Source organism: Tessaracoccus flavescens (genome assembly GCF_001998865.1).
GTDB lineage: Bacteria > Actinomycetota > Actinomycetes > Propionibacteriales > Propionibacteriaceae > Arachnia > Arachnia flavescens.
In genome coordinates, this window is the sequence record NZ_CP019607.1 from 1,556,744 (window position 1) to 1,582,359 (window position 25,616).

A 25,616-nucleotide genomic window follows, 5' to 3' on the forward strand; every position below is an offset into this window, starting at 1 on the left:
GATGGAAGCCCCGCGGTGGTGGGGAGAGACGCCCAACCCGAACCAAACACGAGCTCACCTCCGCTGAGCGGAGCGAGAGAGGTCGAGCGTTGGCGATGCTACAGCGCGCACCCGGACAATTCTGGTCAGACCCACTCGGATATGGTCGAGCGAGGGAGGTTCCGATGAGCACCGACTACACGCCAGAGACGATCCAGGTTGGCCCGCCCCCCAAGACGTTGAGGCAACGACGCCCCCATCTGCTGCCCGGCTGGGTGCTCAAGGCGACCATGGCCGTCAGCGGCGCGCTCTGGGTCACGTTCGTCGCGATCCATCTCTTCGGCAACCTCAAGGTGTTCCAGGGAGCCGACGACTTCAACGGCTACGCCGCCTGGCTGCGAGCCGCCTGATATCCCTTGCTCCCCAAGGGCTTCGTCCTCTGGCTGCTGCGGATCGCGCTGATCGTCTCACTCGTCGCTCACGGGGGCAGCGCGGCGATCGTGTGGTGGCGCGCCCGCCGTGCCCGCGGCGGACACCGGGCCAAGCCGCGCGGGCTTCGCTCATGGGGCTCCTGGATGATGCCGCTGACGGGCGTCGTTCTCCTCGTCTTCCTGGTCGTCCACCTGTTCGACCTCACGATCGGCGCCGGGCCCGCCGCGACCCCGTCGTTCGAACACGCCGCGTCTGGCACGTCTCATGTCTACGAGAACCTGGTCGCCAGCTTCCAGCGACCGCTGATGGCCTGGTTCTACGTCGCGGTGATGCTGCTGCTGAGCCTGCACATCACCAAGGGCTTCACCACCATGGCCGCCGACCTGGGCGTGATAGGTAAGCGGTGGCGGGCAGCCATGGTCATCGTCGGGGGGATCTTGGCGATCGCCATCATGGTCGGCAACGCGGCAATCTCGATCCTGGTCCAGGTAGGAGTGGTCTCGTGAGGTGGCTCAACCTGCGCAGATCGGCGCCCATCGAGGCCCCGCTCGCCCCAGCCACACCAGCTGCCGCGGCCGAGGCCTGGGAGGCGCCGTCGAGCAGGGTGGACGGCGTCACCATCGGCCGCCGCCTCGACGGGAAGATTCCCCCGGGTGACCCCGCGACCGCATGGGATCGTCGACGGGCCGAGTCAAGCTCGTCAGCCCGCTCAACGGCAAGAAATTCACCGTCGTCGTGGTCGGCACCGGCCTCGCCGGCTCCGGCGCGGCGGCGGCGCTCGGCGAACTGCGCTTCTCGGTGCACGCCTTCACCTACCACGACTCCCCCAGGCGGGCGCACTCCGTCGCGGCACAGGGAGGCATCAACGCGGCGCGCGGCAGGAAGGTCGACGGCGACTCGCTGCGCCGGTTCGTGGTCGACACCGTCAAGGGTGGCGACTTCCGCGCCCGCGAGGCGGAGGCCTACCGGCTTGGCCAGGAGTCGATCCGCGTCATCGACCACATGAACGCTATGGGGGCGCCGTTCGCCCGCGAATACGGCGGAATGCTCGCCACCCGCTCCTTCGGCGGCGTCCAGGTCTCGCGCACCTACTACACGCGCGGCCAGACCGGACAACAGCTGCAGATCGCCGGAGCCCAGGCCCTGCAGCGGCAGGTGCATCTCGGCAACGTCGCTCTCCACGACCGCACGGAGATGCTCGACCTGATCGTCGACGACGGGGTGTGCCGGGGCGTCGTGGTGCGCGATCTCGTCTCGGGTCAGGTGTGGGCGCAGCCCGCGCACGCAGTCATCCTCGCCACCGGCGGCTACGGCTCGGTCTACTTCCATTCGACACTGGCGATGAACTCCAACGCGACCGCGGTGTGGCGCGCCGCCCGCTGCGGCGCCTACCTGTCGCACGCGTCGTTCGTGCAGTTCCATCCCACGGCGCTGCCCATCTCCTCGCACTGGCAGTCCAAGACGATCCTGATGTCGGAGTCGCTGCGCAACGACGGCCGGATCTGGGTGCCGAAGCGGCCCGGCGACGACCGCGCACCCGCCGACATCCCCGAGGATGAGCGCGACTACTACCTCGAGCGCAAGTATCCCTCGTTCGGGAACCTGTCGCCCCGCGACATCTCGTCTCGGGCGGCGAAGGAACGCATCGACGCGGGCCACGGCGTCGGGCCGCTGCACAACTCCGTCTACCTCGACTTCTCGGACGCGCTGAAGGCGCATGGCCGCGACGTCATCTCCTCTCGCTACGGGAACCTCTTCGACATGTACGCCCACGCCACCGGCGAGGACCCGTACACGGTGCCGATGCGGATCGCGCCGGGCGCGCACTTCACCATGGGCGGGCTGTGGTCCGACTACAATCAGATGACCTCGATCCCGGGGCTCTTCGTCGGCGGTGAGGCCAGCTGGGCGTACCACGGCGCCAACCGTCTTGGCGCGAACTCGCTGCTGTCGGCCTGCGTCGACGGCTGGTTCACCCTCCCGTTCTCGGTGCCGAACTACCTGGCCAACCATCTGGGTGAGCGGCTGCCCGACGGGTCGGACGCGTGCGTGCGCGACGCCGTCGGACGGGTGACGGCGCGCACTGCCGCGTTGCTCGACGTCGACGGCGACCTGGCACCATCGCACTTCCACCGCGAGCTGGGCGAGATCATGTACCGCGGCGTAGGGGTCGAGCGCACCGCGGCGGGCCTGCGCACGGCGATCGACGAGATCCGCGACCTGCGCCATCGGTTCTGGCGCCAGGTGCGCGTCCCCGGCGGGGGACGACAACTCAACCAGGCCCTCGAGAAAGCCGGACGCATCGCCGACTTCATGGAGCTGGCCGAGGTGATGGCCGTGGACGCCCTCGACCGCCAGGAGAGCTGCGGCGCCCACTTCCGCAGCGAATACCAGGACGAGGGCGAGGCGCGGCGCGACGACGACGCCTGGTCGTTCGCCTCGGCCTGGGAGACCCACGCCCCGCCGGACGCGGCGGACCACCTCACGTTCACCCGGCACGCCGAGCCGCTGCGCTTCGAGTCGGTGCCACTGGCCACGAGGAGCTACCGATGAGACTCACAGTGGAGATCTGGCGCCAGGCGGGCCCTGAGGCGCCGGGCGCCTTCGAAGCGCACCAGATCGACGGCGTGGACCCGCACCTCTCCGTCCTCGAGCTGCTCGACGCGCTCAACGAGCAGCTGATCGACTCCGGCCACGAGCCGTTCGCCTTCGAGTCCGACTGCCGAGAGGGCATCTGCGGCGCCTGTGGCGTCACCGTCGACGGCGACGTGCACGGACCGGAGGACAATGTGCCCAGCTGTCACCAGCGGCTCGTGCACTACGCGGACGGGTCGACCGTGCGGATCGAGCCGATGCGCTCGGCGGCGTTCCCAGTCTTGCGCGACCTGATCGTCGACCGAGGTGGGCTCGACGACGTGATCCGGGCAGGCGGCCACGTCGCCGTCGACGCCGGGACGGCCCCGGACGCCGATGCGATCCCGATCCCCACGCTGACGGCCGAGGAGTCGCTGGACTTCGCAGCCTGCATCGGCTGCGGAGCGTGCGTCGCCGCCTGCCCCAACGGCGCGGCCCATCTGTTCGCCGGGGCGAAGCTGACGCATCTGGCCATGCTTCCCATCCCGTCACAGGAACGCACGCGTCGGGCCCGCGCCATGGTGACCGAGTTGGAGGACCTGTTCGGCCCCTGCTCGCTGTACGGGGAGTGTGAGCGGGCCTGCCCTGCGGGGATCCCGCTGACGGCGATCGCCGCCGTCAACCACGAACGCTTCCTGGCGGGGATCCGTCGCCAACTCTGACCTGTCCGGGCAGGGGGTCGATGAGCAAGTTCTCACCCGACCCCCGGCACCCACCTTCGGACACGATCACCGCACGCTGGACCACCGCACCGGGGTGGCTGGCTACCATTCCCTCATGAACGGCGGCTCAATCCTGTATGGCGGCCAGACCCCTTCCCACACCGTGGTGAGCAGGGGGTGGGGAGCCGTGGTCGTGCGCAACGACACTGGCCTCGTCGAGGCGGTCTACCGTGCGCCGAACCCGCGCATTGCGAGCTACGCGGCCCGCAGCCAGTACCACGGGGGCATCGGGCTGCGGACCTGGGAGGAGTACACGGTCGGCCTCGGGTTGCCGTTCGCGGCCCTCATGCTCGCCGTCGTGCTCAACCTGCCTGCCGCGTCGCTGATGATCCCTGCGATCGCCGCATCGTTCGGCATCGTCTTCGCGGTCCGGGCGCTGGCCGGCAGGGCGTCCACCGCGCGGCTGTTGACGAGCGGCAAGGCAGTGACGAAGCTGGTCGTCTCGGGCAACGACGACCTGATCTCGGCCGCCATCAACCCCGTGATCGGGCTCGACTCCGACCCGAAGGGCGCAGCACAGCTGGTCAACGAGTTGCGAGACGTCTGGAAGGCCGCGGAGGCGAGCAGCGCGAACGAGAAGATCGGTGTGATCGCCGCGCTGCGGGAGACGGCCGCGAACTTCCCCACCACCGACGCGGGGGTCGATCAGGTGCGACGGGAGCTCGCCGGACTCCGCCGCTCTCTCTCCACCCTGGACGCCGCCCAGCGGGAGCTCGACGCCACCACCTCGACGGCGGATCTGGCCGACCCGCCAAAGCCGCCGCCCTCGCTCGGCCTGCTCCGGGCGGCATCGGAGTCGATCTCAGAGGACATCGAGGTCGTCCGCGAGGTCACAAACGAGCAGCGCGGCCGACGCACACCCGGCGCGGCTCCCTGAGGTGAGCGAGCGGCCGAGCGCGAGGCATGACCTGAGCCGAACGTCCGGCCGCTGCCGCGCACAAACCTAAGGTGAGTGCCACTCGCGCCAGTATTGGCACCGCCCGCGCTCCTTGTAGATCTGTGCACAAGGCTGGGAACCGCAGCGCCCGAAGTCGGGTCGGAACCGAAGACTCGGAGGTCGCGCGAGGCGCGCGACCGACCGCTGACGCGCACAAACCTACGGTGAGCGCGACTTGCGCCAGTATTGGCACCGCCCGCGCTCCTTGTAGATCTGTGCACGAGCCTGGGAACCGCAGCGCCCGAAGTCGGGTCGGAACCGAAGACTCGGAGGTCGCGCGAGACGTCGTCGCAGGAAGCCCGCCCCAGCCGAGACCCGGCCAGAGCGTCCCGATCCAAGCCCCGTTCCTTGAGCAGCCTCGGCCGACGAAGTCGCGCCAGGCGTCGTCGAAAGGCACCCCACACCTACAGCCAACCCCGGCCAAAGATCCTGGGGAACGTCACGGACCTTTCGACGACGGGCGCCGCCGCTCCGCGGGGCGGCCCTGCCCAAGGAACGAGGAACCGACCGACACCACCGCTCCACCGGGCAACCCCTACCCAAGGACCGAGGAACCGACCGACACCACCGCTCCACCGGGCAACCCCTACCCAAGGAACGGCGAACCGACCGACACCGCCGCTCCACGGGACGGCCCTGCTCATGGAACAGAAGCACCACCCCGCCCGACGAGGCTTCATCCGGGACGTCCACAGCCTCGGCTCCGCAGGACCGGCCCTGCTCAGGACCGGAGGGTCAGGCAATCAGCCCTTGGTGGCGAAGGTCTCAGGGGCGCTGCCGTGCAAGGCGATGTAGTGGCTCACCAGGTCGAACTCGCAGACCCGCTCTCCCTCGGCCAGACGCCGCAGATACGGCAGCAGCCAGATGCCCTCGGCCTGCTCGAAGACGCGTTGCCAGTCGTGATCCAACGCCTCGGTCAGGGGGAAGACGCCCCCGTGGTAGCCATGCGCGACGCCCTCCTCGAATGCCACAAAAGCAGGCAGCGGTTCGAGGCTCACCGCCACCCGGAACGGCACGACGAACGGATCCTGCCGCTGCCGGAAGAGGTCGTTGGCCGCGAGTTTCAGAAAGGCCCTGCCCATGACCGGAAGGCTAGCAACGCCGACGGCAGGCAGACTTGGACCATGACGATCCACAGCAGCCACCCCTTCCTTCCTCCGCCCGAGGACCGGAACCCTCTCCGCCGGCTGCGCGGGAGCCTTCCAGCCCCTGTGAGCATCTGGACCAGTTCGGACGGCGCGCGTCGCGATGGCTGGACCATCTCGTCGATGCTCGTCGCAGACGGCGACCCGGGAGAGCTGGTCGCGCTCGTGAACGAGGATGCCGACTGGTGGGACCTGTTCCGTACGACCGGCGTCGCGACGGTCAACGTGCTGGCACGCGGCCAGGACTGGATCTCCGAGGTGTTCGCCCGCGTCGCTCCCTCACCCGGTGGCGTCTTCCGCACCGGCGAATGGAACGACGACGACCACGGCCCGCGCCTGGTCGGTGCGTCAGCCTGGGTCTCGGTGAGGCTGGTCGACGCCGATCCCGGCCATGCGGGATGGGGCCTTCTCGTGCGCGCGACCATCGAGTCGATCGACCTCGCCGACGGCGTGGAGGCGCTCAGGCACCAGGGAGGTCTGTACGCGTGACCGTCTGGTCGATTCCTCGGCCCGCCTCGCGCCTGCCCCTCGCGTAGCCGCTCCACACGACGATCACCCCGAAGGCGAGGATCGCGGCACCGACCGCGACGGCCCACCAGGGGAAGCCGGGGATCTCCGGGTTTTCACCGGCCCGCTCCAGGTCGACGATGGGTGTCGGCGTGACGCGCTCCGCCGTCACGAGGTAGCGGTGGGTGTTGATGCCGAGCGGCGTACAGGTAACGAGCGTGACGAGATCCTCGCCGAAGCGCGGTACGAGGGCCTGGGTCTGCTCGGGCTCGATGGTCTGGGTCTCGATGACCCTGTAGGTGAGCACCTCACCGAACACCTCGATCGTGAAGGTCTCGCCGACCTTCACCTCGCCAAGGTCGTCGAACAAGGTCGCTGACGGGAGACCACGGTGTGCGGTGAGCACCGAGTGCTGCGACTCGCCACCGACCGGAAGTGAGGTTCCCTCGAGGTGGCCGACGCCCTTCTCGAGCGTCGCATCGGAGGTTCCGTGGTAGATCGGGAGGTCGACCTGGATCGACGGGATCCGGAGTCGGCCCATCATCCCCGAGCCGGCGTCGAGGATCGACCCGTAGGCGGGGCCTCCGGAGCGCGTCGCGTCCCCCGTGGGAACGTTGCTGCCGGGCGCGACGACGGCTCCGCCCGAGAGCGCCTCGTTGTACTGGTGGGCAAGGCCGATCTGCTCATGCAGCCGTGACTCCGGCTGCGCCTGGACGCTTGCGCCGATGTCCTCGATGATGAGTGACTGGTTGTACTGCGCGAACCAACTGGCCGCGCTGGGGTAGAGCATGACGAGCACCCCCATCAGTCCGACCAACGCCAGCCCGGCATTGGTCCAGGGCATACGCCAGCGTCGGCGTCGGTCGGGCGACTCCGGCAGGGGGGCAGGCCGAAGCATGGTGGGTGTGCTCACTGTCGCTCTCCAGCTGAGACGGGGAGGGCCGAAACGGCCCTCCCCGACATCAGTGTCCGATCAGCGAACCGTCTGACGGCGACGGACCGCGATGCCTGCAGCGATCGCGACGACGATCAGGGCGAGGCCGGTTCCGCCGAAGATGGCGGTTCCGACACCACCGGTCAGCGGAAGGCCGGGGCCCTGCTGCTTCGGGTTGGTGATGGTGACCTGGACGGCGTTGAGGCCGTCGGCGGTCACGGTCACCTTCGTCCATGCCGCGTCACCGGTGGGGGTGACGTAGCCGGCGGGGGCCTTGACCTCCTTGAGCCAGTAGTCCTGGGTCGTGTCGTCGTTGATGCCGACCCAGAGGCCGTCGACGCGGAGCTTGCCGTCGTCGCCCGTGGTGAGCGGCCCGGCGACCTGTGCCCCGTCCTTTGCGTCGTAGACCTCGAAGACGGCGCCCTTGAGCGTCTGCTGCTCGTTGGCCTTGTTGACCTTGGTCACCTCGATGGAGCCCCAGTTCACCCGCGGCTTGTCGGTGCTCTTCTGAGTGTCATTGACGTTGACGAAGGCCTGGTTCTCGAAGTACGGCGACTCGCCGAGTTCGTTGACCTGGGTGGTGTAGGTGACGACCACCTCGTCGGCGCCGACGAGGTCCTCGAGCGCGCCGGTGAAGGTGATCACGACCTCCTGTCCGGCGGTCGACGACCCTGCGGCCGGGGCGATCGTGTAGTCGGTCCCGGCGACAAGGGTGACGCCGTCGAGCTGCACCACGACGTTGGCCGTGTCGATCCCGAGCCGGTCGTCGAAGTCGTCGGAGATGATGAACGAGTCGAAGACGTCGCCGGTGGCCAGCGGCGGCACCGGGGCGGTGACGGTCCAGACGACGTCGTCACCGACGGCGAGCTGGTTGCCCGGGTCCGTGACGGTCTTGGTGGGGACGGTCTCATTCAGCTTGTTCTTCGGGTACACGTGGACGTCGTAGAGCCAGGTGTTGTCCGAGGGGAAGGGCACCGAGACGAGGAACGGCGCGACGGGCGAGACGATCGGGTTGTCGCCCGGGTCGGTCTCGGTGACGAGGTAGAGGCCGTACGCCAGGTCGGCAAAGTGCGCGACGCCGTCGGCACCGGTCACGACGCTCGTGCCCGTGCCGAGGCTGAACGGTGCAGCGCCGACGTTGGCCGGGGTGGCGGTGACGGCGAGATCCCAGCCCTCGCTCGTGGTCAGGTCGATCGGGTCCTGCGATGCGTGGCCGACGCGCTGGACGGTGAACTCCACGCCTTCAAGCGGGTCAGGCAGCGGGTCAAGCTGGGTGCCGTCGCCCGCGGTGCCCGCACCTGGGTCGCCCTTGTGCTTGTGCACATAGAGGTCCCCGGCGGTGCCGGTGATGTTGCCCGGGCTCGGTTCGTCGTCGGCATGGGCAGTGCCGACCCCCAGTAACCCTGCCGCCGCCAGAGCGAACGCCCCCACGCCCGCAGCGAGACGCCGAAGCGTTTTCGTCTCAAACATGCCAGTTCCTTCTTTCTCTGTTGCGGCCGGTGGGCCCGACAGGATCTTGGTGTGTGCCGCGTCGCGCATCATGCGCTCCGCGGGATGCGCAGCCGCCTTGCGCCATAGCCGAGGGCGGCGAGCAGGAGCACGAGTGCGCCCGCGAGGATGATCTGGTCTCGACCGATGCCACCGGTCAGCGGGAGGGCCGGGCCCTGGCGCTGGGTGTTCTCGATGGCGCCGAGGTCGATCTCGAGGCTGGCCTGGCCGCCGACACCGATGGTGAACTGACGCGGGGTCGGATCGAGCTGGTAGCCGGGCGGGGCCTTCGTCTCAACGAGGGTGTAACCGCCCCAGCCGAGGTCACCGATGAGGAAGCTCCCCGCGGCCGGATCCTGGTCGGGGCCGGTGCAGCCGGCCGCGAGGCAGTCGGTGACTGCGATCCCGGTCGGGTGCGACGGGCCGGTCAGCGTCCACTGCGACCCGGCCAGTGCATCGTCGGTGCCCTCGGCGACCTTCGTCCAGACGACCGTGCCGGAGATCCGGCTGTTCGGCTTGTCCCCGAGTTCGATCGCGGTGCCTGCGTTCTGCGCGGTCACCTCGACGGTGAAGTCGTCGATCTTCTCGAAGCCGGCCGGAACCGTCGTCTCGGACACGGTGTAGGTGCCCCAGGCGAGCCCGTCGATCAGGAACGCACCCACCGCCGGGTCGAGGTCCGGTCCGACGCAGCCGGCCGCTGTGCAGTCGGCGACCACGACCGAGAACCCGTCCGGGCCCGTGACCGTCCATCCGGAGCCGGCGAGCGGCTGATCGGTGCCCGCATCGGTCTTGGTCCACGAGAACGATCCGAGCTTGCGCGTGTTCGGCTTGTCTCCGAGTTCGATCGCGGTGCCTGCGTTCTGCGCCGTCACCTCGACGGTGAAGTCGTCGATCTTCTCGAAGCCGGCCGGAACCGTCGTCTCGGACACGGTGTAGGTGCCCCAAGGCAGCTCGGTGATCAGGAAGCCGCCGGCGGCGGGATCCTTGTCGGGTCCGGTGCAGTCGTCAGCGTTGGCGGCGACACAGTCGACCACCACGGCGGAGAATCCGCCAGGGCCGGTCACCGTCCATCCGGAACCGGCGAGCGGCTCGTCGGTGCTGTCGTCGGTCTTGGTCCACGAGAACGACCCGAGCTTGCGCGTGTTCGGCTTGTCTCCGACCGCGATCGTGGTGCCCGCCGTCTCGGAAGTGACGGTGACGTCGAACGCGGCGACCCCTTCGTAGCCGACCGGAATGGTGGTCTCGGTGACGTGATAGGTGCCCCAGGCCAAGCCGGTCAGCAGGAACTTCCCTGCGGCCGGGTCCTTGTCGGCCCCGGTGCAGTCTGCTGCGGTGGCGGCCACACAGTCGGCGACCGAAGCGGAGAAGCCGCCTGGTCCGGTGACGCTCCATGCCGAGCCGGCAAGCGCCTCGCCGGTGGTTTCGTCTGTCTTGGTCCACGCGAACGAGCCGGGCTTGCGCGTGTTCGGCAACTCGCCGAACGTGATCTCCGTTCCGGCGTTCTGCGCGGTGACCGTCACGGTGAACGGCTCGATCGCGACGAAGCCCTCGGGAACCTGGGACTCGGTGACGGTGTAGACGCCCCATGGCAGGGCGACGAGGCGGAACTTGCCGATGGCCGGGTCCTTGTCCGCCCCCGTGCACCCGGCCGACGAGTTGGCGACGCAGTCATCGACGGTGACGAGGAACCCGTCGGGCCCGGCGACGCTCCACCCCGAGCCGGCAAGCGCGCTGCCGGTCGTCTCGTCGGTCTTCGTCCACGAGAACGAGCCCAGCTTGCGGGTGTTCTCGACGGCACCAAGGTCGATCGGCTGAGAGACGGTGGCTGAGGTCACGCTGAAGTTCAGCGGTGCCGGATCACCCACGTAGCCTGCGGGCGCATCCTTCTCGGTCAGCGTGTAGGAACCCCATGCCAGGCCCGACAGCCGGAAGGCGCCGACGGCGGGATCCTGGTCGGTGAACGGATCGGTGCTGCACGGCCCGGCCGTGCAATCGGTGACCACGGTGTCGGCAGGGACTCCCGGCCCGGTCAGCGTCCAGGTGGAGCCTGCGAGGAGCGCCGCGGTGTCGGCGTCGGTCTTTGTCCAGGTGACGCCGCCCAGCTTGCGGACGTTCTCGAACGGCCCGAAGCTCTGGCTGGCACCCGCATTGGAGGCGTTGACCGTCACTGTGAACGAGGCCGAACCCGTGTAGCCCTGCGGGGCGAGCGCCTCGGAGATCTGGTAGGTGCCCCATCCGAGCCCGGTCAGCTCGAACTCACCCGCCGTCGGGTCCTGATCGAGGCCGGTGCAACCCGGGGCGGCACAGTCGGTGAAGACCGTGCCAGGAGCGGAGTGTCCCGGTCCGATGATCCGCCACTGCGACCCTCCGAGCAGGGAGTCGTCCGCGGCGTCGACCTTCGACCAGGTGACAGCCCCCGTCTTGCGCACGTTGACGTGGGCGCCACCCGCCACGATTGTTCCCGCCGAGGCGGCGTCGATGGTGAACGGGAAGCTGGCGCTGCCCGTGTATCCCTCTGGCGCCTTCGTCTCGCTGAGCGTGTAGCTACCCCATGGGAGACCCGTCAGGAGGAACGCTCCCGGCGCGGGGTCCTGGTCCTTGTACTGTCCGACGGCGCACGTTGCCTCGACGCAGTCGACGACGACCGTGCCTGCCGGGATGCCTGGGCCGGTGAGGCTCCATTCCGATCCCGCGAGGGCGTTGCCGTCCGCGTCGGTCTTCTTCCAGGCGACGGAGCCCTTCTTCCGGCTGTTGGGCTGGTTGCCCATGTCGACGGTGGTGCCGGCGTTGGCTGCGTTGACGACGAGGTTGAACGTCCCGCCGCCTTCGTAGCCCTGCGGCGCCTTGGACTCGACGAAGCTGTAGCTGCCCCAGGCGAGTCCGACGATGCGGAACGCGCCGGGCGCGGGGTCGTGGTCGTCGAAGGCTCCGGTGCCGCAGGTGGCGGTCACGCAGTCGGTGACGATCGTCCCGGCGGGCACGCCTGGCCCGGTGATGGTCCACTCGGACCCGGCCAGCGCGGCGTTGGAGTTGTCGGAGTCGACCTTCGTCCAGTTGACGGCACCCGTCTTGCGGACGTTGGCCTGGTCACCGAGCGCGACGTTGGTGCCGGCGTTCGCCTGGTCCACCGAGAACGTGAAGGTGAGTCCTCCGACGTATCCGGTGGGGGCGGTCGTCTCGGTGACCGTGTAGCTCCCCCACAGCAGCCCGCTGAGAGCGAACCTGCCAGCGACCGGATCCTTGTCCAGGCCAGAGCAGCCTGCAGCGACACAGTCGGTGATCACCGTGCCGGGTGCCGGATGCCCTGGGCCGACGATGGTCCAGGCCGAGCCTGGGAGCAGGTCACCGCTGGTGGCGTCGACCTTGTTCCACGAGACGGCGCCGAGCACGCGCTTGGTCGTGTTCGTCACGGTGACGAGCGGAAGGCTCGACTGCCCGGCCGTCACCGCGGCCGAGATCTGCGGACCACCGTCCCACTGGTAGGAGTGGTCGGCGGCGACCGGCCACACGGGACGGGTCTCGTTGAGGACGGAGCACGTCGCGCCGAGCGGAATCTGATCGCCTGGCGCCGAGGTCCAGGTCGCACCGGCGACGATCGGACCCCAGGTGCCGCTCCTGGTCTCCGAGCCGAGCGTGCAGCTCCACTGACCGCTGTACGTGTTGGCGGCATCTGCGGTGCTGCCTGTGGCAAGTGCCTTCGTCACCCGGAAGTTGCCGTAGACGCGCTGCACCCCGTTCGTCACGCTGACCGAACGGGTCTGCCCGTTGACGATCGTGACCGCGGCACCGACGGTGGGTGCGCTCCACTGCCACGAGCTGTTTGGGAGCCCGCCTGTCGGCTGGGTCTCCGTGACCGAGCAGGAGGCTCCTGCCGGGATCTGGTTGGCTGCCGGCGATCCGGCGGACGGAGTCAGCGTGGCCGCACCTGCACCGACGCGGGTCCAGGTGCCGGAAGCGACGGTCGATCCGGCGAGGGTGCAGGAGTAGGCGCCGCTGAAGGTGACGCCTGATCCGTAGTTCTGGGCGTTGGTGTCGCCGAGGACCTTTGTGATGCCGAGGGCACCGACGAGGCGCTCCTCGTTCTTGAAGGTGCACTTGACTTTCTCGCCGACGCCGACGTCGGTGATGCTCACGTTCTTGGAGCCGAGGTTGACGGTCGTGCCGCCCACGTCACAGGTGATGTCGGTGAGGCTCCAGTTCGGCCGGTTCTCGTTCTCGGTCAGGACGACGTTGGCCGCGCCGGTCGGGCTGGAGAACTTCAGCGTCCACACGGCCTGACCGTTGGCAGCGGTGTTCTGTGGCGTGCTCGGGGTCTGCGAGGCCGCGCCGGTCTGGCTGATCCCGAAGTTCCAGCCCGACGCGGGGGCGAAGGCGCCGCCGTAGGGCTTCGCCTGCTTCTCCACGGTGACGGTGGCCTCACACTTGAGGCCCTGGGCGAAGGTGCGCAGAACGTCCTCGAGCTGGCTCCAGCCCGCGGTGATGTAGTCGAACTCGTTGAGCGTGTGGCCCGCGGTGAACTTGGTGGGGCCGGCGATGGCCGCCAGGTTGTAGTCGGAAAGTCCGGATCCGATGCCGACCGTGATGATGCGTGCGCCCGTCTTCTTGATCGCGTTGGCGGAGAACACGGCGCGCTCGAGCTCACGGAAGGTGGTCGTGCTCCCGTCGCCGGTCTGGCTCGGGTTCGCGAAGGTCGGGTTGCCGTCGGTCAGGACGAACACGATGTCGTAGGAGTTGGCCTGCGAACCCTGAGCGGTCGCCCAGAGGCCCGCGTCCCAGTTCGTGCCACCGGTCGCGGTGAAGTTGGCCGTCTGGCCGTTGTTGATGGAGTACCAGCTCTTGACGGTGTTCGCGCCGGCTGTCGTCTGGACGCTCTGCAGGGCCGAGCGGTTCGTGACACCACCCGGGGTCCCGGTGGCGAAGCTGAACAGCGCGACCGACGACGGGGTGCCGACGAGCCCGTTGACGAGCGCCGTCGCGGCCTGGGCGAGGTTGTTCTCGTAGTTGCGGACCGAGCCGGAGGTGTCGAGCACGAGAGCGACCTTGGCGCCCGCGGAGCAGGACTGTGTGAGGAGCGGGTTCTTGACCCGGTTCGCGACCCGCTCGCCGCGGACGGTGTGGCCGCTGCCCGCGGCGGGGAGCGTGAGCGATCCGCCGCCGCTGGGCAGGGTGGCGTCGATCTGGTAGTTGCGGTTGGTGAACCCGCCCGAGGTTCCCGTCGTCAGCATGGTGAAGGGCTGGCCTAGGTTGGCCTCGGCGAGGCTGCCTACCGCCGGGGCCAGCTCCTTGATCACCACGTTGCGATCTCCGTCGGGGGGCGTCACGTTGGTGAAGACGCAGTCGCCCCGGTTGGCCGCGGTGATCTCACAGTCGGCGAAGGGCGTGGCCGCCGCGGCGTCGATGAACATGCCGAACCGCACTCCGGGGGTGTGCTCGATCGAGACGTCGCTCGAGCCTGTGCCGGTGCGGTAGGTGCCCTTCTTGACGGTGACGGTCCAGGTGACGCGGGCGACGGTGCCGCCATCGGGGCCGAGCGCCTTGGGTGCGACCGCCTGGTCCGTCTCCTCGGCAGCCGGAGCCACCGCCAACGGCTTCACGGCTGGCTTTGTCTCCTCCGAGCTGGGCTCGGTGGTGTGGGTCTCCGGCTCGGGGGAAGCGCTCGGGGTCTCACTCGATTCGGTCGTCGGCGACTCGGCGGGTGCCGGTCCAGGGACGGTGTCCGAGGGTTCCGGGGTGGGCTCTGTGCTGGCCCCCGGCTCCGTCTCGGTTGGAGTGGGTTGCGTGGCGAGCGTCTGCGTCTCGCTCGGCGTCGGCTCGGGCGTCGGCTCCGCGTTGGCGAGCCCCGCAGAGAACACGAGGGCCGCGCTCAGGATGGTGATCAATCCGATTCGGATCGGTCTGCCTGTCCTCGTCCGGCCCGCGTTACGCGGGCGCGAAGGCGCGTCAAGAAAACCGCTGGCTGCCATCGTATTTCCCCCAAGATTGGCTCCGGAGCCCCCTGCACCGGACCTAGCAGCGCTAGCAAAGCGCTTCAACACACACCTTGTCAATAGAAGAGGTGATTAATTCTGTGAATCGGCTGAGAATGATCGCGCCATTTCGAGCCAAATCGCGAAATGCCTGCGCATCTTACCTTGTCAACTCCACTTCACCGGTCACATAGGTCTGAGACGCCTGAGATTCACTGCTGCTGCGCGCATTCCGGTGGAAAGATTGTCAGCCGAGAGTTCCCTGGTCACAGCCCGGTCTTCAGCAAGGGGGCGGCTCGGGTCACCCCCCTGCGGGGGAGGTGGCCCAGGTCGCAGGTCTCGCGCGGACCCGGCGCTGAAGCCGCGGCGCCCGTCGTCTCCCGTTCCTTGAGCAGGGCCGCGCCTCGAACCTGAGTTCCACAACTGCTCCTGATCGCCGGGATTGAGTTGCTTGTCAGGGTGGGTTTGGGGGCCGGTTTTGGGGCACTAATCGGGGGGCTGGGTAGAGTGCGGGGGTGAGTCCGTTCGTGCGGAAGGTCAAGACCGCCTCGGGGGCGACGGCGGTCCAGATCGTCGAGAAGCGCAACGGCCGCCGCCGGATCTTGGAGCATGTCGGTTCGGCCCACGACGAGGCCGAGCTCGCGGTGCTACTCAGCGCCGCCCAGCAGCGTGTCCATGGCGTCCAGGACGACATGCTGCAGTTCGAACAGCCCGGGCGGGCACCTGCCGGGCCCGTGGTGGAACACACCTCCAGCGAGTTGCTGTGGCGGGTGCTGACCGACGCCTATGCGCGGCTGGGGTTCGACCAGATCGATGACGAGGTGTTCGCCTCGCTGGTGGCGGCGCGGATCATCGAGCCGACCTCGAAGCAAGACACGCTGCGGGTGCTGGGCGAGCTGGGTCTGCCGGTGCCGCACTTGAACACCCTCTACAACTGTCTGCGGCGGTGTGTGGAGCGTGACTACCGCAGCCGGGTCGCTACCGCCTGCTGGGCCCACGCGACCGCCCGGGGGCCGGTGGCGTTGGTGATGTACGACCTGACCACGCTGCATTTCGAGGTGACCAACGAGGACCGACTCCGGAAGGTCGGGATGAGCAAGGAACGCCGCGTCGACCCCCAGGTCACGGTCGGGTTGCTGGTCACCGCAGACGGGTTCCCGCTCGAGGTGGCGCTCTTTGAGGGCAACAAGGCAGAGACCAAGACCCTGATCCCGGTGATCGAGCAGTTCAAGACCCGCCACGGCATCAACGAGCTGGTCGTGGTCGCCGACGCCGGGATGCTGTCAGCCGACAACCTCAACGGCCTCGAAGACGCCGGATGCCGCTTCATCGTCGCCTCCCGCCAGTCGCACGTGCCCTACGACCTGGGCGACCACTTCGAACGCCACGGCAACTACACCCCCGATGACTCGACCATCGAGACCACCCGCGACATGGGTACCGGCCGGCAGCGGCGCACCCGCCGAGTGGTGTATCACTACTCCTTCAAGCGGCACAAGCGAGACGACAAGACCATCAACGCCCAGGTCGTCAAGGCCGAGAAGGTCGCCGACGGGCTGAGACCCGTCGCCCGGGACCGGTTCGTGACGGTCACCACCGACGTCGACGGGAAGAAGGCCGAGGTCAACTGGGATGTCATCGAACGGGCCAGGTTCTGCGCCGGGTTCAAGGGCTACGTCACCAACATCGGCGCCGACGTGATGGACGGCGCAGCGGTGGTGGCCACCTACCGGGACCTGTGGCACGTCGAGGAGTCCTTCCGGATGGCCAAGGGAGACCTCCAGGCCCGCCCGATCTTCCACCGCAAGCGCGAACCGATCGAGGCCCACCTCACCGTCGTGTTCGCCGCGCTCGCGGTCGCGCGCTACCTCCAAGACCAGACCGGCGTCAGCATCAAACGCCTCGTGCAGACACTGCGACCCCTCCGGGCCGTCATGATCACCATCGCCGGACAGCCCATCCAGGCCCAACCACGCCTCACCGCCGAAGCCGAAGCCATCCTCGCCAAGATCCCTCGCGGAGCGGGGCACTAAATCTCAGGCCTCAGTTGTGGAACTCAGGTCGAACGTGTCGCCCCGTCTACCGTGGTGCTTCTTCGTGGTGTTCTTCTAGATGCGGGGTGGGCGGCGGGCGGAATTCGACGGGCATCTCTTGGGCAATCCCGGTGCTCGAATCCGGGTTCGGCCAAAGAGTCGGCACTGACTCATCAACCCACTCAGTGTTAGCGGTGCCGGAGCTTTGGGTCAATCGTTGCTGCTGCTGATGGACACATCGCTAATCGGACTCCCGGAGGAAACGGCCTTAACGACATCGGAGGTGTCAATTACGTCTGGAAGCGGCTCGTATGAGTAGACGTAAACATCTCCGGTGGTGGTGAGTTCCTTCAAGCTTTCAGCATCCGCTCGGTCTGACTGTGACAAGGGGACTGAGGAAGCGGACGCGCTGGCCGGACTGGGAGATGCCGGTTGCCCTTCCTCGGGGTTGCCGGTTGAGGACCGATATGGGTTGACCTTGCCGGGATTAGTTAGGGAGTATGTGACCCACTTTGGGCATCGGACTGTACCCTTGCAGTAGCCCGTCACAACGCCGTATGTCGTTTGGTTGGTCGCTATTGGAACGACCACATTCTTTCCGGTAAGGCGGGACTTGTAGGTGTACGATTTCTGGTAGTAGGGGGCTACGGCGAGGGTCAGCTCTACCTGTGCTGTGACCTTGCACAACGGGTTGCACGTGATCTTTCCTGTCCAAGTTGCGAGGTTGTAGCGTTTACTGCCTGCCGATTGCTGTGTCGCGGACGGAGAAGCAGCGAGCACCTTCACGGCGTTGGCGTCCCAGATATTGTGTTTGTTCCATAGCTTGTCCCACCCGAAGCCAGCGTCTTGGTCACCATCGTAGAATCCGCGCCGTAGCGGGATGCCGACGCCAAGCCGTGCGTTGTGGGTCACGCTGATGACGGTTGCGGACGGGTATCCGGCGGGGGGTGGAGCGGCATCCGCTGGTGATGCAAGGGTCGCGACGGACAGGGACAAGGCCAGCGTTGCGATCACGAGGCGCGTGAGCTGAGGCATGTGGTTCCCCTTTCAAGGGTGTTAGGCTCAATATCACACACAGAAGGGTGCGCCGTGCGGGATTTCGAGGAACTGCTGGCGATTGTCCGTGGGGTGCGGGCGCTGGCGGATGATATTGCGTTTCACGGAGGTGCGGTCATCCGCGATGTGCAACTCCGTGGTGATGCGCAAGGTGAACCGTTCCTCCGGGTGGTCTATAGCCTCCCTGGACATGGCGCCCGCCTGGGGACCGAGTTGTACTTGCCTCGGGACGGCAGTGACCAAGAGATTCGGGACATCTTGGAGAGTTTTTTCTCTGAGATTGTCTACGAACCAAGTGACATGAGTAGGGGCTTGTGGGCTGATGGGGTTTGGTGGTGGTCGCCGGGAACCGTGCCACTTCCTCGCCTCGACCCGTAGTGATGCTGAAGGGGCCTGAACTAGCCTCGATCTTTCATGACGGGCCTGTGTGGGGCTGGTCGGCGCCGGTGGCGTCGAGGTTGTTCTGATTCTTGCAGGTGGGTGTGACAAGACTCCGCGTGACGTCTGCGGGGCGGGTTTCCAGGCCGAGAGCTTCGTGATTCAGAGGGTCGTGTGGAGGTCTGGGGGTCAGGTCGCGGGTGCCGGGAGGTTTCGGAGTCGGCCGATGCTGTCGATGATCAGCCCACTCCAGGGGGATTGCGGCTCTTCACACTTCCGGTGGGGGTGGCGGGGTGAGTCCGCCGCCGATGAGGAGCATGCGTAGCCGGTAGTTGTCTCGGTTGCGGAAGCCGCGGGCGATGCGGCGGTGGAGTTCGATGAGCCCGTTGATGCTCTCGGTGCCGCCGTTGCTGGCGCGGCCGGTGTCGAAGTAGGCCAGGAAGGCGTCCCTCCACTGCTTGAGGGTGCGGCCCAGCTTGGCGATCTCGGGGATGGGACACGTGGGGAAGCTGGCGACGACTTGTTCAGCGAGTTGGCGGCCTCGAGCGGGGTCGGGGTGGGCGTACGCGGCGCGAACACGTTGGGCGCACTGCCAGGCGATGTGGACGGCGTCGTGGCGCTCGTCGGCGGCGATGGCAGCGGCCAGGCGGGCCTGTTGCTTCTCGGTGAGCCGCTCGGCCGCGCAGCGCAGGATGTTCCGGATCCCGTACAGCGGGTCGCCGGCACGGCCACGGTGACCGTGGATCTCCTGCTGCACGCGGCGGCGAACCTCATCGACCGCCCGGCCGGCCAGGGCGACCACATGGAAAGCATCCAGGACAGCGGTGGCGTCGGCGAGTTTGTCGTCGATGGCGTTCTTGTAGCCGTGGAACGGGTCCAGGGTGGCGACCTCGACCCCAGCCTTGAACGCCGTGCCGCGTTGGTCGAGCCATGTCTTGTACACGGTCCCGGAGCGGCCGGGTACGAGGTCGAGCAGCCGGGCTCGGACGCGTCCGTCCTTGTCACGGGTCAGGTCGACCATGCCGGTGAGTTCCTTCGGGCCGCGCTTGCGGGGACTCACGTGGTGCCACAGGTGTTCGTCCACCCCGAGGGTGGTCACGCCGGCGAACCGGGCCTCGTCGTCGGCCAGCGTCGCCAGGATGGGTTGGATCGAGCCCCATACCGTCTTCCACGCCACCCCCAGCTGCCGCGCGAGTGCGTGGATGGAGGCGTGCTCGCGGCGGACCTGCTCGATCACCCACCGGCACGCCCGGGTGGTCAACAGCCCGCGCGGGCGGGCTATCTGCTCGTCCTGCTCGGTGAACACCCTGGTCGGGCACGCCGGCTCCAGGCACCGCCACGTGCGTTTGCGCCACCGCAGCCGGGTCGGCCGGGCGAAACACGGGATGTCCACCAGCGTGGTCGTGCGTCGGCCGCGACTCTCAGCGACCACCCCACACGTCGGGCAGCCCATCACCGTCGGCGCGGACTCCATCGTGACCACGAGCACGCCATGGCCGGTCTTGTCGACGTCGACCACGTGCAAGCCGTCCAGGCCGACCAGCAGGTCGCAATGGTCACAGTACGAAGGGGTCGTGGAAGCGCAGCAGCACCCCGTAGGCTCGGACACGTCGAGGCCTTCCGGTCAGGTTGAAGAGACGCTTCCAATCCTGAAGGCCTCGACCCCCAACCACCCTCACCCCGTGCTCTGGCGTGTCGCGCTCACCCCCACCTCAAGGTTGAAGAGCCGGGATTGCTCGGTGAGGTGGACGACGACGCGGCGGGCTCTTCTGGCGAGGGTCGCGGGGATGGTGTAGAGCCGGTAGCGCAGCCGTTTCGGTTCCCAGCGACGGGCTTCATGACCGGCCAGGGCCAGCATCCCGCTCCAGGCCTGCAACTCGGAGGCCAGCGCGACGATCTGGCACCAGATCCGACGAAGCGGCGGCGCCCGTCGTCGAAAGGCCCCGATGGTCTTCCGCGGTCATGGCCACAACCTTTCGACGACGCCACGCACGACCCCCGTCGGCGGAGGGTGCTAGAGGAAGGGGGCGGACCGGGCGCAGTGGACGATCCGACGGTGCGTGAACACGACGAAACCCGCGGGCAGAAGCCTGCGGGTTTCCCGGTTGGTGGGCCTAACTGGACTTGAACCAGTGACCTCTGCCTTATCAGGGCAGCGCTCTAACCGTCTGAGCTATAGGCCCGCTTACCGCTCGGAAACTCTAGCGCACCTGGTCGGCGATCGGCAAACCGGCGACGACACTCATACATAGTCCCCGCGAACGAAGGGGCCGTACCTCACATACTTTTCCCCGGGAAACAGTGACCGGCCACGATGGGGTGTGGAGGTTGGAGAGAAGCTGTCGATGGCAGCCCGAGTCGAGATCACGAAGAAGTACGCCAAGGCCTATGCCGCGGCCCCGAAGAAGGGCAAGTCCCAGATCCTCGACCACGTGGTCGAGATCACCGGCTGGAACCGTGACCATGCCCGCCAGCAGTTGGTGGCCCGGTTGAAACAGGCCCCGGGACGGGCCACCGCGACGGTCGCGGTGATCGATCGGCGCAAGACCAAGGCGTGTAAGTACTCCTACGACGCCAGGCTGATCCTGCAGCGGGTATGGGCGGCCTCGGGGGGCAGCTGCGGGCAGTACCTCGCCGCATCCATGAGCGATCTGATCGATGCGATGGAAGCCGAAGGCGAACTGGTGCCTAGCCAGGACCGTTACAGCGCCGAGGTCAGGGCCGAGCTGGAATCGATGTCGGCGGCCACGATCGACCGGTACCTCGCACCGGCGCGGGCGAAGGACCCGATCCGAGGAAAGACCGCCACCAAGCCCGGCAGCCTGCTACGAAACTCGATCACCGTGCGTAAAGCCGGTGACGAGGTCGAAGCCGAACCCGGGTTCTTCGAAGTCGACACCGTGGCCCACTGCGGCCCCACGCTGAAGGGCGAGTTCGCCCGCAGCGTGAACTTCACCGACATGCACACCGGCTGGAGCTTCACCTACTCCATCCGCAACAACGCCCACCTCCACATCCGGACCGCGTTCGACCACTTCATCGCCCAGGTCCCGTTCGCGGTCACCGGGATCGATTGTGACAACGGCTCGGAGTTCATCAACCACGACCTGATCGGCTGGGCCGGCCAACGAGAGGTGTTCTTCACCCGGTCGCGGCCTTACAAGAAAAACGATCAAGCCACCATCGAATCGAAGAACAACCACCTCGTGCGCCGCTACGGCTTCTACCACCGCTACGACACCGCCACCGAACTCGCGTTACTCAACCAGCTATGGCCGCTGGTCAACGACCGGCTCAACTTCTTCACCCCCACGAAGAAACCCGAAGGCTGGGCCACCGACACCGTAGGGCGCCGCAAACGCCTCTACGACAAGCCACGCTCCCCCTACCAGAGGCTCCTGGCCGCCGGGGTCCTCAACCCCGCCCAGGAAACAGAACTAGCCGCCTACAAGGCCACCCTCAAACCCGTCGCAATGCAACGACGCATCACCGAGATCCAACAGGAGCTCACCCGACTCGCAGGCCGAAAGACAGCCCGTCTCGAACAACACATCGCATGGAAGGCACCCGACCCCGCCGGCCTCAAAACCCGGGCCAGCTAACCCTTGTTTTCGCGGGGAAAAATATCTGAGGTAAGGCCTACCATTTCGCGGGGACTTGACAGTGAGGTACCACGACCGGATGCCCTCGGCTGAGGACGAGGTCATCCGGATCGTCGGCCGATCAGCGCAGCACCTCCCGGGTGGCGAGTCGGTCCCAGGCGTTGGCCCCGCGGTCGATGTCGCGAACGGGCTCGACCGTCTCGTCCACAACCGGGGGCGTCGGAACAGGCTGAACCGGGACCTGCTGGTGCGCAGGAGGCGTGGGAGGGGCCGCCTGGTCGATCGGTGAGGCCCCCTGGACCGGCGATCCGTCCTCGGAGAGCCCTGGCTCCGATGCTGGCTCCTGTGGGTAGTTGTCCTGGAGCGGCACGGTCTCGGGCAGTGGCTCGTCTCTACGGACGGGGCCGGGATCGCCCGGCAGCTCGCCGTCGACCGGCGCGTCCGGCCGCTGCACAGCGTGCTCCGACTCGATCGGCTGGGCGTCGACCGAGACGTCGACAGGCTGGCCCCCGATGTTCTGTCCGACCGGAACGCCCGGCTGGGACGGCGCGACGGGTGCAGGCGGCTGGGTCGGCGCGGGCTGCGCCGGTGCGGGAGCCGGGGCCTGGGCTCCCGGCTGCGCCGGGGCCGAGGCGGGCTGAGTGACGGGTGTCTGGGCCACAGGCGCCTGAGCCGCGGCCACGGGGCGCGAGTCCTCGCCCGATGCGCCGTGAGGGCCGTGGTCTACGGGCACCTGCGGCGGGCCGCCGTTCGGCCCATGTGCAGCGGGCTCCTGGCCCGGAACATCGGAGGGTCCCTCGGGCCGGGCCGCCTGGGCAGGGCCACGGGTGGCTTCGACGGCCGGGGCGCCTGGATCCTGCGGGTTCTCGCCCGGGGGAAGGCCGAGGTCGCGCATGACGTCGTCCAGCTTCACCGCACCGAAGGGGTTCTGGTCGGGTTCACGCTCCTCGGTGAGAGCGGCTTCGGTCTCCGCACCAGGCGCTGCTGCGGCTGCGTCTCCGGGCTGCTCGACCTCGACGGCGTCGGCAGAGCCTGCCTTGGCCTCCTGGTCGGGATCGACGACGGCGTCGCCTGGCTGGGCTCCGGCCTCTGACGGTCCTCCGGTGGAGGTGTCGGCTCCGGGATCGGCCACAGAGGGCGCACCCGGTGCCTTGTCGTTGAGCGCGGGATCCGTCTGAGGGGGCTCGCCCGGTGCCTCGTCGGTCGGCACCGGGTCGGTCGGAGCCGGATCGGCAGGCGCGGGGTCGGTCGGCACCGGATCCGTCGGAGCCGGATCGGCAGGCGCGGGGTCGGTCGGCACGGGGTCGGTCGGCACCGGATCCGTCGGAGCAGGCTCGCCCGGTGCCGGACCGGTAGGCGCGGGCTCAGTCGGGGCCGGATCGGCAGGCGCAGGCTCGGTCGGAGCAGGATCGGCAGGCGCAGGCTCGGTCGGAGCCGGATCGGCAGGCGCAGGCTCAGTCGGAGCAGGATCGGCAGGCACCGGATCCGTCGCCGCGGGCTCGGTCGGAGCCGGGTCAGTAGGCGCGGGCTCACCCGGAATCGGGCCCTTCGGTGCCGGTTCAGTCACCGGGGCGCCCCCCTTGGCGTGGTCGGGGTCGGCGGGCTCACCCGCTCCCTCGGTGGACGGGCCGCCCGCCTGCCCGGGAGCGGACTCCGTCGGCTCGACCGCCGGCCGCGGGTTAGCAGGGGCATCGCCATGCGTCGCGTCCGCCGCTGGGTCGAGCGGGGTCGCTTCGCCGCCCTCATCGGTGGAGCCCGTACCCGCCTGGCCGTCCGCCTTGTCGGCGGCGGCCGTCGCGTCCGGAGGTGGCGTCACAGGATCGCTCTGACCGTTGCCGGCCGAGGCGCCACCCTGGTTCCCCGGCTCCGGGGAACCCTGCCCCTTATCGGTCCCCTGGTGCCACGCGTCTCCTGTGCCCTGGCCAGGCTTGTCGCCCCCCTTGTCGGCGCTCTGCCCAGCAGACTTGTCGGATCCCTTGTCCGTGCCCTGTTGCTTGTCTTGGGACTTCTGCTCGTCCTTCTTGGCCTGGTCCTTCTTGTCTTTGTCGGCCGACTTGTCCTTGTCGGCCGAGCCCTTGCCGGAGGTGCCCGAGACGGCCTTCGGCCAGACGAAGCCTGCCCCTGACGTCTTGGTCAGCCCCTCGGCGACCTGGGAAGCGGAGGGCTGCCAGGTCCCCTCGCCGGAGATCCACTGGTTGAGCAGGAGATCGACGTTGTTGAGCAGAGCGACGCAGGCGGCCGCGTGGCCGAAGTAGGCGATCGGGGCTGACGACGTCTGGCCACGGACCGACTCCATCGCCTCGCTGAACACGAGGGCGCAGGCGTCGAAGATGTTGTTCTGGATCGCCCCGACGAGCAGGACCGACTCCGATGCCGTCTCCGCGAGGGCGCGGAGGTCCTGCATCGCCGTGATCTGCCTCGGCAGGACGGACAGGTGCGCCTCGGAAGCGCGGCCCTTCCAGTCCGGCTGGTCGGAGAGCCGTTCCGCGGTGGCGATCATCTCGGTCAGGCGCGCAGCCTGCTTGCGCCACGCGGTGCCGATGCCCACCATGCGTCGGGGCACCTCCGCCGACTTGGCGAGCGTCTCGAGCCTGGTGCGGATCACGACGGTGAGCCGGTCGAGCTCGGCGAGGATGACCCGGCCCTGTGCCTCGATCTCGGCGAAGATCGCGGGCACCTGGTACATGTTCATGGGCACCGCGCGCGCGAGGGCGAGATCGCGGTAGTCGGCCGCGACCGCCTGACGCAGGAGGCCCAGGAACTCGTTGGCGCGCTGCTGGACGACCGGGTGGAGGTCGCGCTCGGCCAGCGCCGTCAGCTTGTCGAGGACCTCGCGCTTGTCGACGTGGGACTGCTCCTGCTTCACTGCGCGCTCCTGACGCTCTGGGCCGCCTGGGTCTCCTGGTCGCGGTAGGCCTGGGCACCGAAGTTGAGCCCGGTGGCGATCTCGTCGAACTCCTTCGACGCGCCACCAGCCAGTTCCCGGATGCCCGCAGACACCTCTCCGTAGGGGCCAGCGGGCTGCTGAACCATGCCGAAGTCTTCGAGCGAGGCCTGCAGCTCACCTGCGACGGTGCTGATGTCGGCCATCTCGCCTGCGAGGCTCGACCACTCTCGAGCCACCTGCTCGACCTGGGCAGGGTCGATCGCGATGACGTCCGGGGTGGTCCCGACGGGCGCGCTCTCCCCTCCGCCTTCGGGTTCGTCCTTCTCGGTGGGCACGAGTTCACCGGCGGGCTGGGGCTCGGGAGGCGGCTCCACCTGGATGGCGCTTGCCGGAGCCTCCTCTGGCTCCTCGACCGGCAGCCCCGCGGCGGCCGGCCCGGAGGGGATGGGCGACGTGGGCAGCCCGCCACCGCCCCCAAGGCCTCCGACGGACGGGGTGGTGCCGCCGATCCCGGTCGAGGCCGCTGCCGGGCCTATCACTGGCGCGGCTCCCGCGCCTGCGGGCCCGCCGACGCGCGCGGCGATCCCGGCGTTCGCCGCCGTCGCCATGGAGGTGTTCATTCCGCCGGCGCCGGCGCCGGTCGCTCCCGCGCCACCACCTCCCATGCCCATCATCGGAGGCATCATGCCCGGGCCGTTCTGGCCCGCGCCGCCCCGCTCGGCCTCGCGCGGGTTGATCAGCGCCTCGTACACCTCGAGGTTGTCGATCTGGTCATCGGACTCCGCCTCGATGCCGACGAACCCGGTGCCGTGAGCGCGCTGCTCCTTCTGGCTGTACACGTCCATGCCTGCCCCTCCCCAGACGCACTACCTTCTGGGTTCGGACACTACCCTGCGCTCAGGGTCAGAAACCGGGG

Annotated in this window: 16 protein-coding genes, 1 tRNA gene and 2 pseudogenes; 8 read left to right on the forward strand and 11 right to left on the reverse strand. The window is 68.3% G+C overall.

What is annotated here, in order from left to right; genetic code table 11:
* Nucleotides 1–164: 164 nt before the first annotated feature.
* From BW733_RS19305 to BW733_RS07485, 5 genes and pseudogenes are all read left to right on the forward strand, one after another.
* Nucleotides 165–389 (forward strand): succinate dehydrogenase/fumarate reductase transmembrane subunit, encoded by a 225-nt coding sequence (locus tag BW733_RS19305; RefSeq protein WP_237268336.1) that lies wholly within the window; start codon nt 165–167, stop codon nt 387–389.
* Between the two features lie 6 nt (nt 390–395).
* Nucleotides 396–917: a succinate dehydrogenase/fumarate reductase transmembrane subunit gene (locus BW733_RS07470; RefSeq protein ID WP_237268337.1), complete on the forward strand. Its 522-nt coding sequence runs from the start codon at nt 396–398 to the stop codon at nt 915–917.
* Nucleotides 914–2,964 (forward strand): annotated as a pseudogene (locus tag BW733_RS07475) (fumarate reductase/succinate dehydrogenase flavoprotein subunit). Before BW733_RS07470 ends, BW733_RS07475 begins: the two are co-directional and overlap by 4 nt.
* On the forward strand, nt 2,961–3,707 hold the full coding sequence (locus BW733_RS07480; RefSeq protein WP_077349307.1) for a succinate dehydrogenase/fumarate reductase iron-sulfur subunit: 747 nt from the start codon (nt 2,961–2,963) through the stop codon (nt 3,705–3,707). Before BW733_RS07475 ends, BW733_RS07480 begins: the two are co-directional and overlap by 4 nt.
* Before the next feature lie 115 nt (nt 3,708–3,822).
* Nucleotides 3,823–4,644, forward strand: a complete 822-nt coding sequence (locus tag BW733_RS07485) for a hypothetical protein (RefSeq protein ID WP_152024611.1) — start codon at nt 3,823–3,825, stop codon at nt 4,642–4,644.
* A gap of 803 nt (nt 4,645–5,447) precedes the next feature.
* Here the strand turns inward: BW733_RS07485 and BW733_RS07490 are convergent.
* The gene (locus BW733_RS07490; protein ID WP_161490170.1) at nt 5,448–5,786 is read right to left on the reverse strand and encodes a hypothetical protein; all 339 of its coding nucleotides are present in this window, start codon (nt 5,784–5,786) and stop codon (nt 5,448–5,450) included.
* A gap of 42 nt (nt 5,787–5,828) precedes the next feature.
* Here BW733_RS07490 and BW733_RS07495 point away from each other — a divergent pair, with 42 nt between their 5' ends.
* Complete coding sequence (locus BW733_RS07495; protein WP_161490171.1) at nt 5,829–6,338, forward strand: flavin reductase family protein; 510 nt, start codon at nt 5,829–5,831, stop codon at nt 6,336–6,338.
* On the opposite strand, the gene BW733_RS07500 is transcribed toward BW733_RS07495, so the two are convergent.
* The 3 genes from BW733_RS07500 to BW733_RS07510 form a co-directional block, all read right to left on the reverse strand.
* Nucleotides 6,310–7,200, reverse strand: coding sequence for a class C sortase (locus BW733_RS07500; protein WP_237268338.1), 891 nt, complete (start codon nt 7,198–7,200; stop codon nt 6,310–6,312). The genes BW733_RS07495 and BW733_RS07500 overlap by 29 nt on opposite strands.
* Before the next feature lie 129 nt (nt 7,201–7,329).
* Nucleotides 7,330–8,760 (reverse strand): SpaH/EbpB family LPXTG-anchored major pilin, encoded by a 1,431-nt coding sequence (locus BW733_RS07505; RefSeq protein WP_077349317.1) that lies wholly within the window; start codon nt 8,758–8,760, stop codon nt 7,330–7,332.
* Nucleotides 8,761–8,828: 68 nt separating this feature from the next.
* A complete protein-coding gene (locus BW733_RS07510; protein WP_077349319.1) occupies nt 8,829–14,657 on the reverse strand; it encodes a SpaA isopeptide-forming pilin-related protein in 5,829 nt (1,942 codons plus the stop codon).
* Nucleotides 14,658–15,259: 602 nt separating this feature from the next.
* Between BW733_RS07510 and BW733_RS07515 the strand changes: the two genes are divergently transcribed.
* The gene (locus tag BW733_RS07515) at nt 15,260–16,777 is read left to right on the forward strand and encodes an IS1634 family transposase (protein ID WP_152024613.1); all 1,518 of its coding nucleotides are present in this window, start codon (nt 15,260–15,262) and stop codon (nt 16,775–16,777) included.
* A 210-nt stretch (nt 16,778–16,987) separates the two neighbouring features.
* Here the strand turns inward: BW733_RS07515 and BW733_RS17820 are convergent, their stop codons facing one another.
* The 5 genes and pseudogenes from BW733_RS17820 to BW733_RS07535 all read right to left on the reverse strand — a co-directional run bounded on the left by BW733_RS17820 (nt 16,988) and on the right by BW733_RS07535 (nt 20,394).
* Nucleotides 16,988–17,812: a hypothetical protein gene (locus tag BW733_RS17820; RefSeq protein WP_152024614.1), complete on the reverse strand. Its 825-nt coding sequence runs from the start codon at nt 17,810–17,812 to the stop codon at nt 16,988–16,990.
* A gap of 33 nt (nt 17,813–17,845) precedes the next feature.
* Entirely contained in the window at nt 17,846–18,025 is a 180-nt protein-coding gene (locus tag BW733_RS07520; RefSeq protein ID WP_077349321.1) for a hypothetical protein, read from the reverse strand.
* A 454-nt stretch (nt 18,026–18,479) separates the two neighbouring features.
* Nucleotides 18,480–19,730: an ISL3 family transposase gene (locus tag BW733_RS07525; RefSeq protein ID WP_202970304.1), complete on the reverse strand. Its 1,251-nt coding sequence runs from the start codon at nt 19,728–19,730 to the stop codon at nt 18,480–18,482.
* A 222-nt stretch (nt 19,731–19,952) separates the two neighbouring features.
* Nucleotides 19,953–20,123 (reverse strand): annotated as a pseudogene (locus BW733_RS07530) (IS1380 family transposase); the annotation flags it as partial.
* A 194-nt stretch (nt 20,124–20,317) separates the two neighbouring features.
* Nucleotides 20,318–20,394: transfer RNA gene (locus BW733_RS07535), tRNA-Ile, on the reverse strand.
* 162 nt (nt 20,395–20,556) lie between these two features.
* On the opposite strand from BW733_RS07535, the gene BW733_RS07540 reads away from it, so the two are divergent.
* Nucleotides 20,557–21,813: an integrase catalytic domain-containing protein gene (locus BW733_RS07540; RefSeq protein ID WP_152024495.1), complete on the forward strand. Its 1,257-nt coding sequence runs from the start codon at nt 20,557–20,559 to the stop codon at nt 21,811–21,813.
* Between the two features lie 121 nt (nt 21,814–21,934).
* Here BW733_RS07540 and BW733_RS18580 read toward each other — a convergent pair whose 3' ends face one another.
* Nucleotides 21,935–24,679, reverse strand: coding sequence for a hypothetical protein (locus tag BW733_RS18580; protein WP_077349325.1), 2,745 nt, complete (start codon nt 24,677–24,679; stop codon nt 21,935–21,937).
* Nucleotides 24,676–25,545 carry a hypothetical protein gene (locus BW733_RS07550; protein WP_077349327.1) on the reverse strand — a complete coding sequence of 290 codons (870 nt, stop codon included), beginning with the start codon at nt 25,543–25,545 and terminating at the stop codon, nt 24,676–24,678. Before BW733_RS07550 ends, BW733_RS18580 begins: the two co-directional genes overlap by 4 nt.
* Nucleotides 25,546–25,616: the final 71 nt, after the last annotated feature.